Origin of the sequence: Psychrobacillus sp. FSL K6-2843 (assembly GCF_038626375.1) — a bacterium.
GTDB lineage: Bacteria > Bacillota > Bacilli > Bacillales_A > Planococcaceae > Psychrobacillus > Psychrobacillus faecigallinarum.
The window spans coordinates 305,186-322,345 of sequence record NZ_CP152021.1 but is presented as its reverse complement, the minus strand read 5'-3'; the positions used below and the strand labels follow the sequence as shown (position 1 = coordinate 322,345).

The window sequence follows — 17,160 nt, the reverse complement described above, 5'->3', positions numbered from 1 at the left end:
ACACCTTCTTTTTTAGTGTGTTAATAGCTTTACTCAATTTAGACATATTCTAGCTATTCCCTATTTTCTTCGAAAAAACCGGTTAATCATTTTATAATAATTTATATTGACACACATAAAAAAATCGAAATCTTAGAAATAGGATTTCGACGGAGTTATTATTCAATTGTCTTAAAGTTTAGAAATACTGACGATGTAAAACTTTTCAAAAAAGCCTGCTTTCTTTTAAGAAAGCAGGCTTTTTTTATCTGAATATATTTTTTTTAAATAAATAGTCATAGGAAATATCAATAAAAATATACTCGCTGTTATTGATTGGAACTGAGAAAGTTCTCGTCATTTCTCCTGTTTCAATATCACTATAAACATCCGAGAACACGCCACTCTGATCATTTCTCATTTTAATGATGGTTTTCAAAAAGTATGGTCGCCAGCTCCAATTTTTGTTAATTGCTTCTTCTTGAATTCGCCATTTGGAATCAATTCGAACAATATTCGGTGATGTCTGGAAGCCCTCCTCATCACAAATATAAAGACGGAATGAGTATTCACCCAATTCTTCCGCCAACTGCAATAATTGATTTACATCCTCACTAGATGATTTAATCGCTTGGACCTTTTTCTCTAGTTTGTTTTGTAATTCCTTCAATGCATTAAAATTCTCTTCCAATATCCGTTTTTCAGTAGCAATAAATTGACGACATCTATCCTTAAAGCTTTTCTTTAGTTGATTACGAGGAATTAGTACTGTACTTGCTTCAGCCAAATATTTCCCCTGATAGTATCTGCCACTATTCTTCCAAGCAAATTGAAGTTGATGGACAGTATCGATACCTTCGAACAACATATTTGCTCCAATTTTACGCGCCAATGAACTAAGTGATGTAAAGAGGTCATTTTGTACTCCCCATGATTCATAGCTTAGCTGTTCAATATTTACTTTAAGTATATTAGGTGCAAGCATTTGAATATAGTCTAAATGACTCTCAGAGCCTAGCTGGTTAATGGCTATTTTTATTCCATAAGTTTTGAAATAGCGCACTACATTATTTAATTGATGAAAATCACCTTTAAAATCATGTTCAGATATCACTAAAACCACTCGAGAAAGTTCTTCCTCAGGAATATAGTGCTTGATAATTTCAAAGAAGCTTTCTCCGTAATCTAGCACAAGCAAATTAGCATTACATGGCAGATAAATATCAAAGTTCTTTGGCTGATTAACAAGCTCTCCCAAAGCAATATGGAGGATTTTATGCTCCACATCATTTCTATATTCTTCGGGAACCTCCTCATCGTAAGCGAAACTATTTAGGTCGAGGAGCTTGTCATCGTATTTTAGTTTGCCAGAAACCTCGTATGCAACAACGACATGCTCGTCTGCGCTAAAGATAGGTTGAAAATAAACCTTTACATTATCTAAGTTAGTTAGAACATCGATTGCATCCATCCTGAACCCCCCTTATCTCCATAAATACATGATAAGTCGTAAAAAGGTATTATGCAAATGGACTTTCCGTATTTTTATACAAAAAAAATTATAATTATTAAAACTGAAACTTAACTGTAACATTTGCTTTAATCGTGATAACGCCCTGTTCAATAGGAGTTGCTCCGACAGCAGAATCCAGTGACATCATTCTATACGGCACTATAGGGCTTCCTTCGTTGTTTTCCACTATTTCTATTACTTGAGGAGCAACAGAAAGCCTCATCGTATCTGCTATCGTCTTAGCCTTTGACTGTGCATTAAGTAATGCCTTGCTAAGTGCCATTTGATAGTATGTTTCTTCGTTATCTAATCGAAATTCTATAGAAGAAATTCGATTAGCTCCATTACTGACTGCTGTATCAATTACTTTTCCAACTAGGCCTACGTCAGGTATTTTCACTGAGATGGCATTAGTCACCTCATATCCTCTGAAAACCTGTTTCCCATCTACAAAATCGTAACGAGGGAAAATATTATATACAGCGGTTTGAATATTCTCTCTCGGAATTTCTAACTCCAGTATAGATTGAATAACCTGATTCATAATTGCTGCATTTCTTTGTTGAGCTTCCTCTACTTCGTTGCCTTCCGTACTAACTTCTACCTGCAGGAAAGCATGATTCGGCGGAACCTTTACCGTTCCCTCCCCATTAACGGAAATAGTTCTAATTAGAGGACAAGGCTGTAAAGCATTTGTATACATAAGATCCCCTTCCATATTGCATATACAAATAGCATATGCTCCTCATCCAAAAAACTTGTTTAAAATAATAATTTCACAAGCGGAGAATATTGGACTCTTGTTACATTTCTTTCTTGCAGTATCATTGTTTCTTTAGAAATGCCTCCACTACTTTTGTATAAATAACCGGTTGATCCTCATGCACTAAATGTCCTGCAAAAGGAATTATGGCCACATGTATGTGCTTGTTTTCTTTCGGATAAATTGTTGCTCCCACGGTTTCATGAGCATTGTTTTCCCCTACTATGTAAAGTACAGGGAATGGAATCGATACATTGATAACATATCCTCAAAAGGATACCAATCCTCTTTTTTCCCTAAGTAGATGAACCGCCTCCAATCAGATAAATGTAGTTGATTGAAATAATGGACGAACTCATCGTTTAGCAAAACCTTTTCCTGAGTCCTTACGTCCTGCATATGTAAATCAAGCCAGTTATTTGGTTTAACAGGCATAATGCCCGAAACAGTAAGTGTATGAACGCTAGCTGGAAATAGCCTTGCAAATTGTACAGCCACAATAGCTCCAAGTGAACATCCAACCAAATGAACCTTAGCTAATCCATAATGCTCGATGGTTTCTAATAAATCATGTGCAGAATCTATAAAGAAGTCTTCTATTTCATCTGAAGCCGACTGACCGTGCCCTCTTAAATCTGGAGAGAACACCCGATAGCTTTTGCAGAAAAACTCCCTTTGATATTCAAAATCAGTATCCCCTGTCTGTAGTCCAGTATGTAAAAAGATAAGCGGCTCTCCACTTCCCTGAATATGTGTATGTAAAATCATTTAGTAGCCCCTCTCCAATCAATTGCTCATGTTTAGTTAAAGATGGATACATCCGAATAACCCTTACAAAATATGGTATATATAAAATTATACATAAATAGAAAAGTTAAATATATATAAATTAAAAATATTTAGTTAATTTAAAGTGTGCTCCTATTTTTTCCTTCAATATTTCCAACTCGTATGTTTATATTAAATAGTTTTCGGGAAATTTTAAGCAAGGAGGCGATAGGGATGCCGTGGAGTAAAAATGATTATCCAGATTCAATGAAAAATCTTGAGCCAGACATTCGAGAGAAGGCTATTGAAATAGCCAATGCATTATTAAGAGATGACACGGATGAAGGAAGAGCAATTGCTATTGCAACTGCTCAGGCTAGGAAGGCAGTGAACGGAGATGATAGCGGCCGACCAAGATATGAAGTAAAAGCCCGAGAGGATGACTGGGTACTACTAAAGGATGGTGGAGAACGCGCTATTTTCTCAGAGGATACCAAGGAAGCCTTGCTTGAAAAGGCAAAGCCTTACGTCAATGATCATAATGGAATTCTCGCTATTTATCAGGAAGATGGGGACTTAGATAGTACGTTGTATGAATAGTAATAGCTATAAAAAGAACTTCAGACAAATGAGGTTCTTTTTTTGTTTAACACTTCGTTATTTGTTCCTTCACTATTTCCGCCAATGCAATAACCGTATCAAATGAATCTCCGGGAAATTCAGAACGGACAAACTCTACCTTTAACTCTTCGCTAACAAGTTGTGTATCTCTTCCTATTTCAAAATAGGATTCCATGTCAGTTACTATGGATAAAAGCTCGCATGTTACAAATCCTCGAGAGCCCGCTGCTGCTAACGACCTGATAGTATCCTTGACATCTGGACCAAGCCATCCTACCTTACTGCTAGCACTGCGATAAGACATCATCCAGTTAGATACCCCAGCTTCTCTTGCAACAGCCTGAGCCATTGCTTGAAATTGTTCAATATAATCATCGTTTCCTTCTGGGTAGAGAGGTTGGCTATGGACGGTAAATAATACAAATGCATCATCCTGTACATGTGCCGGAAGCCACTTGTAGGCGCACCTCACTCGATCGGCGTAAACAGAAATAATAGCTGGGTGAGTATTCCATTTTTCGATATGAATAAGCTTTTTATTTTCTCCTGATCGATTTAGGAAATCCTCTACTTCTTTTTGATACACACCAGCTCCACTTAGAGAAAATATAGGGTTTACTGAGAAAGTAACAACGGTATCTACCCCATCTTCTATCATTCTCTTAAGCGTCTCATTTAAATAAGGAAACGTATGCTTGTAGGCATTATATACTTTTATGTCTTTAGGATAGTTAGACAATAATTTCTCCAACCCTTGAGCAATGCGTTCGGAATGTGCACCCAATGGATCATTGGATCCGAACTCTCGATATCTTTTAACAAAGTCCCCTATCATCTTTATGGTTACCTCTTTCCCTTGAATAAGGTGGGCAAAAAAATCAGGTAAATCATCTTTTGATTTTGGAGCTCCATACGCATAAAAAATAATTCCAATCATTGTTCTTTTTACTCCCTTCTAGTCTAGTAGACATTATAAGAAAAATAAAAGAGCATCATAGCTTTTATCATTTGAACTCCAATATGATGAAATCTAGACAAAAGCATCTACTTTATTTCAAAAGGCCAGTCGTTTGACTGACCTTAATATATATATGTTTATTTTCTTTGTTGCTTGCGGCTATTAAAATCTCTCTCTATTCCCTGCTTCCATGAACGATCTATGTTGGTATCTTTTCGATAGGAGGATACTACGTTACTAACAGATTCGTAGTTCAAGCGAGTTCCTTCTTTGTCTGCATGGTATTTTACTGCAAACTCCTCTGCAATCCCAAAATTAGCCGCAGTAGCAATTGCATCAATATTGGCGCCGAGAAATATGAATTCCCACCCATACTTTTCTTTCTGATGTGAAATCATTGCTCTAATTTTTTCATATGTGTACTCACAGCTAGAGTTTTCCATCCCATCAGTCGTAATAACAAATAATACCCTATCTGCACGTTCCTCGTGGCTAGTTCTTTTTTGTATATTCCCGATTTTCTGTATGGATGATCCTATTGCATCGAGTAAAGCTGTCATCCCCCCTACCTGATAATCTTGCTCCGTGATTGACGAAACGCCCTTAACATTTATCCGATCATGCAATAGGTCATAGTTATCGTTAAACAATACGGTTGTAACGATTGCATCTCCTTCTTCCTTCTTTTGGTTCGCAAGCATGGCATTGAACCCTCCAATAGTATCTGTCTCCAGCCCTGCCATTGAACCACTTTTGTCTAATATAAAAACTAGTTCTGTTAAATTATTTTTCATTATATTTCCTCCATTTGTTTTTTGTTTACAAATGTAGAATATCAATTACTACTATATAAAAGGTCGCTTTCGAAGGGACATTCATATTTCTCCCCACAAATTGGCAATCATTTTTTTCGAGCAAAAACATTGTCATAATTACTGTTCCAATGTAATATAATCCTATCAGTTTAGTATGAATTAAAAAGAAGGCGGGATAAACGTGATACAAATGCTCATTACAGGCTTATTTTGTGGAGCCCTATTGGGATTCGTCATGCAACGTGGTAGATTTTGCTTGACTGGCGGTTTCCGTGACATGTACTTAACAAAAGACAATCGCATGTTTTATGCGTTATTAATAGCAATTGCCGTTCAAAGTGTAGGTGTCTATACATTAATAGAGTTAGGCATTTTTGAATTTAATGCTGGGACTCTACCATTATTAGCAATTATAGTAGGTTCATTTATTTTTGGTATCGGTATTGTGTTAGCAGGAGGATGTGCGACAGGTACTTGGTATCGTGCTGGAGAAGGCTTAATCGGAAGCTGGATTGCTTTAGCAGGATATATGCTAATGGCTACAATCATGAAAACTGGGGTATTGGTACCTTTAAACGATAAAATAAGCTCTCCTCAGCTATCAACTAACTCAATTCCCGAAACACTTGGAATCAATGTATGGATTTTAATAGGAATATTAGTTGCTATTGTAGGATGGATTGTTTATAAAGAAGTGACGAAACCAAAAGTCTTCATTCCATCATTGAAAGCTAAAAGAACTGGGTTAGCACATATTTTATTTGAAAAACGCTGGCATCCATTTGTAACAGCAGTTTTAGTTGGCGCTATTGCAGTTTTAGCATGGCCATTAAGTGTGGCAACAGGACGTATAGGAGGGCTAGGGATTACTACTCCTTCCGCTAACATCCTCCAGTATTTAACTACCGGTGACACTGCGTTTATCAATTGGGGCGTATTTTTAGTGCTTGGTATTTTCATCGGCTCATTTATCGCAGCAAAAGCCAGCCGCGAGTTCCGCTTCAGAATGCCCGATGTTAAAACGGGTATTAATAGTTTTGTGGGTGGTAATTTAATGGGCTTCGGCGCTAGCTTAGCTGGTGGATGCTCTATAGGTAATGGTTTAGTTATGACTGCCATGATGACTTGGCAAGGTTGGATTGCTTTAGTATTTATGATTCTCGGAACATGGACTGCGGTATACTTCGTATTTGTCCGTGGACGCCAAAAAAACAAAGCAATGAAAGCAAGTGTAAAAACAGCTTAATAAGTGCGAGAGACTGCTCCTCAACCACCAATTTTAAAAATTACTTATCATAAAAAAGGAGAGATTTTATATGAAACAAGTATTAGAAGTTATGGGAATGGTTTGTCCTTTCCCTTTAGTAGAAGCAAAAGAAGCTATCGCTGAATTAAACTCAGGTGACGAGCTTGTAATTGAGTTCGATTGTACACAGGCTACTGAAAGCATCCCTCGTTGGGCAGCAGAAGAAGGACACAACATCACTAACTACGAACAGCTAAGTGATGCAGCTTGGACAATTACAGTTAAAAAGAAATAATATATTAGGGGATCCAGACACTAGTCAGGATCCCTCTTTTTCTTTTATGCTCCTAATATTACTTGGTCAAAACTAAACAGGGCCTCATTAATCTCGTATATATTATAGTTTTCTTGTTGGATAAAATACTCAATAATAACATCAAATTTATGACTTCTAGATAGCGTATAGCCTGCTTTTCCTAGTAGTTCATTTGTTTCTTTTAGATCTAATTGTAGAGCAATAGCAAAGGCAACTACAGTTTTCTTTAATGGGGTATAATCTTTGTTATTTCTGATTTTAGAAAACAGACGACGATCAATATTCGCTCTTTTGTATACTGCCACATCACTCATACCCTTCGCGTCTATGTAGCAAAGAAGCGTCTCGGAGAAGGACTTATCCATATGCTCTACCATTTCCTCTAGAGTCTGATTGGATTGCACCTCCATTAAATCTTCTTGTAGATACCTTTCCCTTCTATTCCTCCCGAAGCTTAAATCCATCTCGTCTACATAATGCTCATCGATAAATTCTTCGATAGACCTAAACAGTTTCTCACTTAATTTAAACGCTTTTTTATCAAACACAACGATATAAACAAGCATTTCATGTTTCATTAAGAAGGAACTTATCGTAGAAATTGCAACTTGTAGTGCCTGCTCCTTTGGATAACCGTATATACCGGAAGAAATTAAAGGGAAAGCAATAGATTCACATCCATATGATGAAGCTAAATCCAATGAATTTTTGTAGCATGCCTTTAGTAGCTCCTCTTCTTTATTTGAACCACCTTCCCATACTGGCCCTACTGTATGAATAATATATTTAGCTTTTAATTGAAAGGCTTCGGTCATTACAGCTTCGCCTGTAGGACAACTCCCTAGATTATTACAAGCCTCTTGTAGCCTCGTCGATCCAGCCGCCTGAAAGATTGCTCCGCATACACCGCCTCCCATTTGGAGGTCTCGATTTGCCGCATTAACAATAGCATCTACATGCATTTTCGTAATATCGTTTCGAACGATTTCTAATGGCATCCTCTCTATCCCCTTTCCCTCACGGTCATTTTCTATTAAGTTAAATGATAGACAAAACAGAACAAGTTGAAAAGTATGACATATTTTTTTATTTTATTGCAACTTTTTAAATACTCCATACGAGGATAATGTGAAAGGTGGGAAGAAATGGACATTGAAATGCTTTATTTACAGTATGTGAACGATATTTATCGTTACATCTATTCTCTGTGCAAAAATAAAGCTATCGCAGAGGACTTAATGCAGGACACGTTTTATAAAGCCCACGTCGCTTTACTTTCCAATGAAATTAGAGATATCAAGCCGTGGTTATTTAAAGTGGCCTACTATACATTTATAGATTACATACGGAAGGAAAACCACACGCAGCCTTCTAACAATATTGAAACCCAAACTATAGATACCCCCGAGACAGTTGTATTGGAGGAAGAATCATACCGAGCGCTCTTAAAGTTATTGGATCAGTTATCTCCATATGAAAAGCAGGCAATAATGCTTTGTGACGTACATGAATGCACTTATGAGCAGGCAGCTAATATATTAGACTTGAAATTAAATACAGTGAAGAGCCATTTACTTCGTGGGAGAAAGAAAATGAGGTTGTTACTGACAAAGGAGGAAACGAAAAATGGATGAATATGAGAAATTACTTGCGAACTCCAAAAGAGATTGGGAGAATGCAACTGATACAAATAAATTACAAAAATCTATGAGAAGAAGTATTTCTTCATCTAGGTGGAAATTGATTCTTGCAACCCTTACGACTGGATTACTCATTGTGCCAATCAGTTATCTTTTAACCTTTATCTACTATGCATTTGGTACAAGCTCTACAACACTAATGGATGTTGCGAGCAACACATTATACGTGACGGAACCCAACACTTCACTAGAGGAAATGGAATTTGACATGGAATTTACCCCCTTTTCTATGAAGCTAGGATTCGACCAGTATAAACGTATCGGAGAAGAGGATTATATAGCGAACACTTACACCTTACAATTTACGCTAGGGAGTCTTTCTAAAAAAGAAGTGGATACATCTCTTGAGCGAGTGGGTGCTAAACATCCTACAGAAACAAATCCTTGGTTGACCCACCCAGATAATCGCAATGAAATTGATAATTCTCGTGAATGGAAGGTTCTCGAAGGCTTACCTGATGAAACAGTAGCAGAGGCCTACATTTCGTTAAACGATGTAGTAGATGTAGAAGAAATAGAAAAACTAATGCCTAATGTAGATATCGTGTGGGCAGCTATTGATACTGGTGTAGAAGACAAAAATTTAAGTAAGGATGGAGATGTCGTTTCTCCAATTGGTTATCCTATACAGCTTGATCAAACTTATTGGTCACCTTTTAGAGATGTGGCTTCCAATGAAGAGGCTTTTATCGATATTCTCCAGTTTATCGTTAAGCATGAAGAATTAGCGACAGAAGTGTCTAGCGCTAAGAATTTAGCTCTATCTGAACGCATTGAATATATAGAAAAAAATGGTGTGAAGACATACGCAGTAGTAGTGACAGGTCCAAAACAAGACCTGCTTGGATTAAAGGATCTAAGCGTTATACGGACATTAAAAATTGGTGAGGTGAAATTATGGAATTGGTCACATTAAAACGTTTCGATCGTATATTAAACATTGCAGGCTGGATTGGAATTTTAAGTGGATTGGCTGCTCTATTTTTTCTAAACATCGGGATTTTAACAAACTTTGCTATTGATATAAATAGCCTTTACTCAATTGCAGTTGGACTTACGATTATTTTAAGCGTTTTGGCTCTATTTTCAAGAACTAGCCGATCACTAGGTGTATGGGGTATTGGTTTGGGAGTATTTCTCATGCTATTTCAAACAGTTATTTTCTTTTTAGGCTGGATGGTTATCCCGTTTCCGTAAGAAATGCTAAACTAGTTTCATGAGGAGGGATTTAATATGCAGAAGCTACAATGGGAAAAGTCCTGGGACAAAGCAGTAGCTACCCAGGATCGAGAACAAATTGAACTCATTTTTCTGAAAACGAAAGACCTGATGATCGAGGATATTCTTTTCACTCCTATTCGGGAAGCAATCAATTATAAAAAAGAGTTTCTTGTAACTGTCCTGGTACATAATTTTACCGATCAGAAGCTCATCTTTGACCAGACTCGGTTAGTCTATGCCATTGGCAACGAGATAAAGGCAAGACACCTATTCACACTAACGATGCTTATAATCCCTCCTAAAGCTAGTATGCCTTGGACATTTATATTTCCAGAAGGAAGTTATATCGCTGCAGGCTTTTTAGAAAATGGAAGATTACAAATACATTCTATTTAAAAAGGATGATTGTGACTTAAATCACGACCATCCTTTTCAATTATCTTCGTGAGTAGTTATTTCATACTCAAAATGGCTAACATTATCAAATCCTTTAACACGATATAAGAATCTTCCCATATGATCCTTGCCAGTTATATCTAAAATAACCACAATTTTTCTAGGATTGTACGAGGCTAGATAAGCGAGACTTACCTGTTCTTCTCTCATTTGGTTGTTGAGATACTTTAAATATAAGCTCCGATCATTACCAACCTTATTTATAGCGGGAGTATAAAGACTTATACTCTCCTTAGGCTCCAAACTTCCGATACTACATAAATCCTGGAAGAGTGGGTTAATAATAAAACTTAAATTGGTTAGTTCTTCATCACTTGAATTAGTCACCTCAATTGTCACGCCATCTTCGTAATGATAATATTCCCCCTGAAATAACCGTTCATTTAAATAGAGAGCTCCCAATACAAAGAGCACAAACGATATGAGAGCTCCTAAAAGGATGTAAATTTTTTTCTTCAACAAGAACCTCCACTCTAGTTACACATCTTATATTTTTCTTTTATGACAATTTTTTATAAGCTCGTCTCGTTGCATATTCTGAGCAGCCATAACAAAGTTTCAGCTTCTTTCCCTCTGGACTTTAAAACAAACGGTAAGGGCCTGCTTTTCTATGACAAATGGAGCATTTTGTAGAAAATATTTTAAACATTTTGTTCCTACTAAAACTATATCTCTGTTAATCTCTTACTTTTACTTTTTCTACACCCTGTGTAATTTTTTAATGTTGCTTCTCCAAATAATCCAATAACCCCATAGCACCAACCTCGGTGTCAATTTGGATGATTTGATATACTTCATGGTCATCAGGAATCTCTTGCCCTCTTAAATGATCCTTTACTAATGCCTGAAGTCTTTTTGCCAGCTCCTCATGGTCTTTTTGTTCTCTTTTAACGTCCTTTGCCGTTTCCAAGAATAACGGAAGCCATTCAGAAACCTGCGCTAGTCCTGCTTCTGCATCAGCAGTCATTCCAAAGTGACCATAGTAAATATAGCTTAATTTCATATTTTGGAATCGCTCGATAGCTTTTTGCATCGCCTCTGGATTGAATTGATTTGGTGAAGTGGAAGGTAGCACTAGATCAACACCATCTTTAGCTAGCTGCTCGTAACGAACTCCAACCGTGTCTCCTGAAAACATGCCATTACTGACCGGATCATAAATGCCAAAATGATGATTGGCATGACCCGGAGTATCAAAGAAGGTCAGTGTACAACTTTCTCCAATCTGTAACGTTTCTCCTTCTGCCCTGGTTAACAGTCTTTCCTCTGGAATCGCAACAATAGGATCAAACAAGTCATCAAATTTTGAACCATATACTGCTCTTGCGCCTGCAATAAGTCGCTCAGGCTCAGCCAAATGTCTGGCACCCTTTGGATGCACAACTACTTTCGCATTAGGACATTCCTGCAATAACAGGCCTGCTCCCCCAGCATGATCTAGATGAATATGTGTCACAATAATATATTTAACCTCATCTAAGGAGAATCCCAGTTCCTGTAAACCTTCCTTCAAATGCTTGACCGAGGGACTTGGTCCTGTTTCCACTATTGTTAATTTCTCTTCCTGAATGACATATGTACCTGTTCTTTCTGTTAATCCCATATCATAACCATCGATTAAATATATTCTGTCATTCAGCTTTAATGGATATCTGTTTTTCATCTTACTTCCTCCTTTTTCACTCTTAATTGTCCATCGCGGAAACTAATGGCCACATTCTAACCTCCATACTTTTGGAATAATGTAGGACTGGCTCATCGCCTTCCACCTGGATTCCCTGCTCGGAAAGCATGGTATTTACTCGAATTTCCGCCTCCGCCTGCTGTAATGGCCACTTCCTATGAAGTATGTCACAACGGAGTGGCTCCCCTTTTTTACTTAACGTATATAAGCAATAGCGCTCTGTCAGCCACTCCTCAAAACTGCCTTCTTCTGCATAGAATGGTTGGGAGATAGGACGGTAACTGCATTCTAGCTTTGCATTTACACCATGTCGCCGCTTGCTTGAATATTCGATGGTCGATTGGCTTCTAACTACCTTCATATCTGCATGCATATAAGGTAAATGGTATACCGTTCGGGCCACCTTCACGGCAAGTAAATTTTCCGCATCCAAACTAAAGAAAAACACGCCTGGCTTTCCATTTATCGTGACATAAGTTCGAACATTCAACTCAGCAAAACAATCGGTCCCAGGAACTCTTGGTGTTCCACGCAGCCTAATGTTTGTCATATGGAAAGGAACGACACCAATCCAACCTTTGCCATTAAACGAATCTAAAGGCAGTACGTCAGGTACGATTTTTCGTAAAACATTAAGATCAATAGGATAATGTACAAACAACAGGTCATTCCATGTCTGGGTCATCGTCCAAGGTAGTTTAGGGAGTGGCCAGGACCGGTGAATAGCATCCCATTTATCTTTTTTGTCCTCCATAGCTTTACTCCTTTTCTTTTACAATGTCTATTATCTCCATTGGCTGTTTTAACTTAGGAAATCCGTAGAGTTGATTGCTTACGCTAGACGGTAAAAACCATATAGCCTGGTAAGGTCTCATCCCCACCTCAATTGCTCCCCTTAGCTCATCGGAACCCCCATCTCCTATAAATAAACAATGCTCAGGATGCACATTTAGATTGTTGCAGGCAATTAGGTAGATTGCTGGATTTGGTTTACGCTCTCTCACTAGGTAAGAGAATACTACGTCATCAAAATAAGACGGCAACAAACACTTATTCCAGGCTTCTACCTCTTCTGAAGTACAATTACTAATAAGTCCAATTTTAATATCCAAGGCTTTAAAATTTTCTATCATTTTTATAATAGATTCATCTATATTCTCAAAGGCGACCGACTTAACAAATACCCTTTGCTCATGTATTATTTTGATGGCCTGTTCATCAATTGGTAGGCCGTTTTCTTTTAATATTTCTCTTAAAACACTAGGATGATCGAGATAAGTTCCGTCCATTCTTTCATTAACTCTCGCATGCCATTCTCTTTTATAGAGCGATTCCTCCAATCCAAGAGATTCTACAGAGTAGCTTGCTTTCTTACCTCCCTCTTTCCATTCCGTAATAAGTGTCTCAAACAAATCAAAAAACACCGCTTGAATCAAAAAGGTCACCCCTAAATTTTGTGAGTTACAGGTAACCTTCTACAGATTATAAGCAAAAACCTTCCTACTGGGAGATTTGAGGCCAATTATTTTGAATTTACAATGCATTCCTTTAGGGTGTATATATAGTTGATTTAATGAAAAGGAGATGTTACTTAATGGGAAATACTTCTATGTTTGATTCATACAAATTACCATCTGGCGTTACATTAAAAAATCGAATTTTAATGGCTCCAATGACAACTTATTCATCCGAGAAAAATGGCGATATATCAGATGACGAACTAATCTATTATGCTCGACGTGCTAAAAGTGGAATCGGGGCAGTTATTACAGCGTGTGCTTATGCAGAGCCACTTGGTGCTGGATTCGAATACTCAATAGGTGCTGAATCTGACGATAGAATTCCTAGTCTGAAAAAGCTAGCAAATGCCATTAAAGACAATGGAGCAAAGGCTATACTACAAATCTTCCATGCCGGGCGACAATCTAATTCGAAGGTGTTAAATGGCGAACAGCCTGTATCTGCCAGTGCTGTTGCTGCTCCACGCGACAATGCAGAAGTGCCACGCGAAATGACAGCAGAAGAAATTGAAAAAACAATTGCTTCTTTTAAAGAAGCAACGCGAAGAGCTATTGAGGCAGGATTTGATGGAGTAGAAATCCATGGGGCGAACACTTACTTAATCCACCAGTTCTTCTCTCCACACTCCAATCGTAGAACAGACAAATGGGGCGGAAGCTTAGAAAAGCGCATGACATTCCCGTTAGCAATTGTTGAGGCTGTTCAGACGGCAGCTAAGCAGTACTCAACAGAGCCATTCATAATAGGATATCGTTTTTCACCAGAGGAGTATCAGGATCCTGGATTTACAATGGAAGATTCTTTGGAGCTTGTACATGTTTTATCTGAGAAAAATCTAGATTATATTCACGTTTCCCTTGGGCATTTCTTTGGTTCCTCTAATCGTGATGAAAACGATACTACTCCACGCATTAAACTTATCCAGGAAGCAATTGGAGACAAAGTTCCTGTAATGGGCGTTGGTACTTTGGAAACTAGAGAGGACGTTGAAAAAGCATTAGAGGTGACTCCCCTTGTTGCGATTGGACGTGCACTAGTAACTGACCCTGAATGGTTTTCAAAACTGGAAAAAGGAGAAGACGACACCATCTTCCCAGCTGTGTATGTAAGCAAAAAAGAGGAACTGGACATTCCAGATCCATTATGGGATAAAATTATGCAGGTTAAAGGTTGGTTTAAGGTTGCAGACTAACATTTAAAAACGGCTCCGGAGATTAATTTTCCGGAGCCGTCATTTATCATCGCATATAAAACAAACCACCGCTAATAATCTCAATACCAACTCGAGCCGCATACTGCTCCTCGAGAGCCTTTTTCTCCATTTCGTAGCACTCTGGCTTCTCTTCTACACCTTCATAAAAGTATTCAAGTACCTCTAGGCTCCTTCGCCATCTTTCTTTTGCTTCTTCCGCCCATGTATGATCGTCGTTAGCAATAATACCGTCAATTACTGCATCTAACCGCTCTAAACCACGTAATGGCTTAATGATATATGGCAGATTAAATACATTGTCTGGCATAGCCACATCAAAACTAATTTCTTTCATCGAATCGTGGAAATCCTCCCTAACAATTCCAGTCATTAAATTTAACCCCAAGGAGAAGAGAGTTTCCTTTGTCTGATCACTATAGTAGGTAACCTTATAATTGACCCCTAACCAAGGTGTAAATATGACTTGGGTATCACTTACTACCTTTTCATACATATGGACAAATGACCCGAGCTCCTGTGCCGCTTGGAACATTTGGTTAAGCCTGTTCGAACCAAAATGGATTACCTCTCCTTTTATATCCTCTTGCAGCTTCGTTTTGTCTGTAATGAATGTCAGCTGCATAGGACTCGACTCGGCACCAGTTGCTTCTACATATTGCCAATAATACGGTCGATTCATAAGCTTTTTATCCATCTCTTCCGTCAATTGAACGACCACGTAATGGTCGCTCTCACTTAATATCGGGCAATTATTTTCTTTAAAAAATTGAAGTAAAAAATCGTGAACTTGTTTTGGGTACATGCATACCCTCCTTCCATACCCTACCTGCACTATATTGTTTTTTTATAAGTCGTTAGAATATCATCTAGTTCGCCGACTACCTTTTCAAATACATCGATTTTGGTGTAAAGCAAATCTAGAATATGCTGCTCAATCGTATCCTGAATAGCCAAATTATAGATGTGGACATCATGCTCTTGCCCTAATCTATGCACTCGCCCAATTCGTTGCTCTAGCTTCATCGGGTTCCAAGGAAGATCATAGTTGATAACATGATGACAAAACTGGAGATTGATACCTTCTCCACCCGATTCGGTTGCTATTAGCACCTGTGCCTGCTCCTTGAACAAATGCTTCATCCAATCACGCTTGTTTTTGTTGAACTTCCCGTTAAATAAAACACTTGTAATTCCCTTCGTGCTTAAATACCATTGCAGATAAATTTGACTTGCACGGTATTCCGTAAAAATAATCACCTTGTCATTTGCTTCTGCAATAATCTCATAAGCTTTTTCTGCTTTAGAGTTAACTTCAAGAGACATGAGCTTCTGCATCACACTTTGCACATAAGCAACCTCTTCGCGGTTGGTACATTTCTCCACCATGTTATTAAGCGTTAAACAGGTTGCTTCCTTGCTGCTACACATTTCCTTTTGAAGTGTAATCATAGAAAAAGCACCAGAAAACACAGAGGAAATATTCTTTAAATCGGAAATCATCTCATATGCTTCCTTTTCCTCTTTTGTAAATTCAATTGGAATTATATTCACCTTACGAGTTGTCCATTCAATTCCAGTATCCTGCCTTCTGTTTCTTACCATTACCTGATTCACCAGTTCCCTTAAATACTCATCATGCTCTAGGCTGTGTTTGCTTGCAGAAAAAGACTCCTGGAATGTCTCATAATTTCCCAAATGACCTGGCTTCAATAGAGAAATAAGATAAAATAATTCAAATACATCGTTTTGAACAGGCGTCGCTGTTAACAGCAAGCAGAATTTCTTTTTTAACCCTTGAACGAATTCATATATTTTCGTTTTATGATTTTTCAGCTTGTGCGCCTCGTCAATGATGATCATGTCATAATTTTGAGCATATATGAGTTCTTTATGCGGACTTTTTTTGGCTGTATCCATGCTCATAATGACAATGTCATTGTGGTCAAGGGAATAACTCTTTTTGTATGGGATGGCAGGTATATGAAATTTGAAATTCATCTCTTCCACCCATTGATTAATCAAAGATGCTGGTGCTAGTATTAGAGCCTTTTTAACAAGTCCCCGTACCATATATTCTTTCAATATTAAGCCTGCCTCAATCGTTTTACCCAGACCTACCTCGTCCGCTAAAATTGCTTTCCCATTCATACGTTCAATAACTGTCTGCGCCACCTCTAATTGATGGTTTAAAGCCTGAAGATTTGGCAAATACTTTGGAGACTGAAGTCCCGTAAACTCAGTTATTAAATTATTTTTTACTATGTCATAGCTCATATTATAGAGATTCCAATTATCCCATGACTCTTCATTTTCCAATCGTTTTGTTAAGCCTTCCTTCCAGGAAGACGATCTTTCAATCAACATAAAAAACACCTCACAGCAAATC

The 17,160-nt window shown here is 37.8% G+C and carries 21 protein-coding genes; 8 read left to right on the top strand and 13 right to left on the bottom strand.

All coding sequences use genetic code 11. The features are described from left to right. Nucleotides 1-244: 244 nt before the first annotated feature. The 4 genes from MKY94_RS01655 to MKY94_RS01640 all read right to left on the bottom strand — a co-directional run bounded on the left by MKY94_RS01655 (nucleotide 245) and on the right by MKY94_RS01640 (nucleotide 3,023). Nucleotides 245-1,450, bottom strand: coding sequence for an EAL-associated domain-containing protein (locus tag MKY94_RS01655; RefSeq protein WP_340862411.1), 1,206 nt, complete (start codon nucleotides 1,448-1,450; stop codon nucleotides 245-247). 97 nt (nucleotides 1,451-1,547) lie between these two features. Then, nucleotides 1,548-2,210 carry an SIMPL domain-containing protein gene (locus MKY94_RS01650; protein WP_342577889.1) on the bottom strand — a complete coding sequence of 221 codons (663 nt, stop codon included), beginning with the start codon at nucleotides 2,208-2,210 and terminating at the stop codon, nucleotides 1,548-1,550. A gap of 106 nt (nucleotides 2,211-2,316) precedes the next feature. Then, nucleotides 2,317-2,451 (bottom strand): hypothetical protein, encoded by a 135-nt coding sequence (locus MKY94_RS01645; protein WP_342577888.1) that lies wholly within the window; start codon nucleotides 2,449-2,451, stop codon nucleotides 2,317-2,319. 26 nt (nucleotides 2,452-2,477) lie between these two features. Beyond that, nucleotides 2,478-3,023, bottom strand: coding sequence for an alpha/beta hydrolase (locus tag MKY94_RS01640; protein WP_342577887.1), 546 nt, complete (start codon nucleotides 3,021-3,023; stop codon nucleotides 2,478-2,480). A gap of 234 nt (nucleotides 3,024-3,257) precedes the next feature. On the opposite strand from MKY94_RS01640, the gene MKY94_RS01635 reads away from it, so the two are divergent. Continuing rightward, nucleotides 3,258-3,623 (top strand): hypothetical protein, encoded by a 366-nt coding sequence (locus MKY94_RS01635; RefSeq protein ID WP_340862408.1) that lies wholly within the window; start codon nucleotides 3,258-3,260, stop codon nucleotides 3,621-3,623. Between the two features lie 46 nt (nucleotides 3,624-3,669). On the opposite strand, the gene hemH is transcribed toward MKY94_RS01635, so the two are convergent. Both hemH and MKY94_RS01625 read right to left on the bottom strand, forming a co-directional pair. Then, nucleotides 3,670-4,581, bottom strand: coding sequence for a ferrochelatase (gene hemH / locus MKY94_RS01630; RefSeq protein WP_342577884.1), 912 nt, complete (start codon nucleotides 4,579-4,581; stop codon nucleotides 3,670-3,672). A 158-nt stretch (nucleotides 4,582-4,739) separates the two neighbouring features. Further along, nucleotides 4,740-5,396, bottom strand: coding sequence for a vWA domain-containing protein (locus MKY94_RS01625; RefSeq protein WP_342577883.1), 657 nt, complete (start codon nucleotides 5,394-5,396; stop codon nucleotides 4,740-4,742). A gap of 211 nt (nucleotides 5,397-5,607) precedes the next feature. Between MKY94_RS01625 and MKY94_RS01620 the strand changes: the two genes are divergently transcribed. Beyond that, entirely contained in the window at nucleotides 5,608-6,663 is a 1,056-nt protein-coding gene (locus MKY94_RS01620; protein WP_342578641.1) for a YeeE/YedE family protein, read from the top strand. Between the two features lie 70 nt (nucleotides 6,664-6,733). After that, the gene (locus tag MKY94_RS01615; RefSeq protein ID WP_144538438.1) at nucleotides 6,734-6,958 is read left to right on the top strand and encodes a sulfurtransferase TusA family protein; all 225 of its coding nucleotides are present in this window, start codon (nucleotides 6,734-6,736) and stop codon (nucleotides 6,956-6,958) included. A gap of 44 nt (nucleotides 6,959-7,002) precedes the next feature. Here MKY94_RS01615 and MKY94_RS01610 read toward each other — a convergent pair whose 3' ends face one another. After that, complete coding sequence (locus MKY94_RS01610) at nucleotides 7,003-7,977, bottom strand: macro domain-containing protein (protein ID WP_342577882.1); 975 nt, start codon at nucleotides 7,975-7,977, stop codon at nucleotides 7,003-7,005. A gap of 147 nt (nucleotides 7,978-8,124) precedes the next feature. Here MKY94_RS01610 and MKY94_RS01605 point away from each other — a divergent pair, with 147 nt between their 5' ends. From MKY94_RS01605 to MKY94_RS01590, 4 genes are read left to right on the top strand one after another with little or no spacing between them, the layout of a single operon-like run. Continuing rightward, nucleotides 8,125-8,613 (top strand): sigma-70 family RNA polymerase sigma factor, encoded by a 489-nt coding sequence (locus MKY94_RS01605; protein WP_342577881.1) that lies wholly within the window; start codon nucleotides 8,125-8,127, stop codon nucleotides 8,611-8,613. Next, nucleotides 8,606-9,595, top strand: coding sequence for an anti sigma factor C-terminal domain-containing protein (locus MKY94_RS01600; RefSeq protein WP_342577880.1), 990 nt, complete (start codon nucleotides 8,606-8,608; stop codon nucleotides 9,593-9,595). The genes MKY94_RS01605 and MKY94_RS01600 overlap by 8 nt, the downstream gene beginning before the upstream one ends. Further along, nucleotides 9,577-9,876 (top strand): hypothetical protein, encoded by a 300-nt coding sequence (locus MKY94_RS01595; protein WP_144538435.1) that lies wholly within the window; start codon nucleotides 9,577-9,579, stop codon nucleotides 9,874-9,876. Before MKY94_RS01600 ends, MKY94_RS01595 begins: the two co-directional genes overlap by 19 nt. 36 nt (nucleotides 9,877-9,912) lie before the next feature. After that, nucleotides 9,913-10,296 carry an SLAP domain-containing protein gene (locus MKY94_RS01590; protein WP_342577879.1) on the top strand — a complete coding sequence of 128 codons (384 nt, stop codon included), beginning with the start codon at nucleotides 9,913-9,915 and terminating at the stop codon, nucleotides 10,294-10,296. 36 nt (nucleotides 10,297-10,332) lie between these two features. Here the strand turns inward: MKY94_RS01590 and MKY94_RS01585 are convergent, their stop codons facing one another. The 4 genes from MKY94_RS01585 to MKY94_RS01570 all read right to left on the bottom strand — a co-directional run bounded on the left by MKY94_RS01585 (nucleotide 10,333) and on the right by MKY94_RS01570 (nucleotide 13,476). Next, nucleotides 10,333-10,815 (bottom strand): hypothetical protein, encoded by a 483-nt coding sequence (locus tag MKY94_RS01585; protein WP_342577878.1) that lies wholly within the window; start codon nucleotides 10,813-10,815, stop codon nucleotides 10,333-10,335. A gap of 259 nt (nucleotides 10,816-11,074) precedes the next feature. Next, nucleotides 11,075-12,019, bottom strand: a complete 945-nt coding sequence (locus MKY94_RS01580) for an MBL fold metallo-hydrolase (RefSeq protein WP_342577876.1) — start codon at nucleotides 12,017-12,019, stop codon at nucleotides 11,075-11,077. A 22-nt stretch (nucleotides 12,020-12,041) separates the two neighbouring features. Continuing rightward, nucleotides 12,042-12,794, bottom strand: coding sequence for a DUF2071 domain-containing protein (locus tag MKY94_RS01575; protein WP_342577874.1), 753 nt, complete (start codon nucleotides 12,792-12,794; stop codon nucleotides 12,042-12,044). Between the two features lie 4 nt (nucleotides 12,795-12,798). After that, nucleotides 12,799-13,476: an HAD-IA family hydrolase gene (locus MKY94_RS01570; RefSeq protein WP_342577872.1), complete on the bottom strand. Its 678-nt coding sequence runs from the start codon at nucleotides 13,474-13,476 to the stop codon at nucleotides 12,799-12,801. A gap of 158 nt (nucleotides 13,477-13,634) precedes the next feature. Here MKY94_RS01570 and MKY94_RS01565 point away from each other — a divergent pair, with 158 nt between their 5' ends. Further along, nucleotides 13,635-14,753 carry an NADH-dependent flavin oxidoreductase gene (locus MKY94_RS01565; RefSeq protein WP_342577871.1) on the top strand — a complete coding sequence of 373 codons (1,119 nt, stop codon included), beginning with the start codon at nucleotides 13,635-13,637 and terminating at the stop codon, nucleotides 14,751-14,753. 46 nt (nucleotides 14,754-14,799) lie between these two features. On the opposite strand, the gene MKY94_RS01560 is transcribed toward MKY94_RS01565, so the two are convergent. Together MKY94_RS01560 and MKY94_RS01555 are read right to left on the bottom strand one after the other, a co-directional pair. Further along, nucleotides 14,800-15,576: a YqhG family protein gene (locus tag MKY94_RS01560; protein ID WP_144538428.1), complete on the bottom strand. Its 777-nt coding sequence runs from the start codon at nucleotides 15,574-15,576 to the stop codon at nucleotides 14,800-14,802. 29 nt (nucleotides 15,577-15,605) lie between these two features. Then, on the bottom strand, nucleotides 15,606-17,138 hold the full coding sequence (locus tag MKY94_RS01555) for an SNF2-related protein (RefSeq protein WP_144538427.1): 1,533 nt from the start codon (nucleotides 17,136-17,138) through the stop codon (nucleotides 15,606-15,608). Nucleotides 17,139-17,160: the final 22 nt, after the last annotated feature.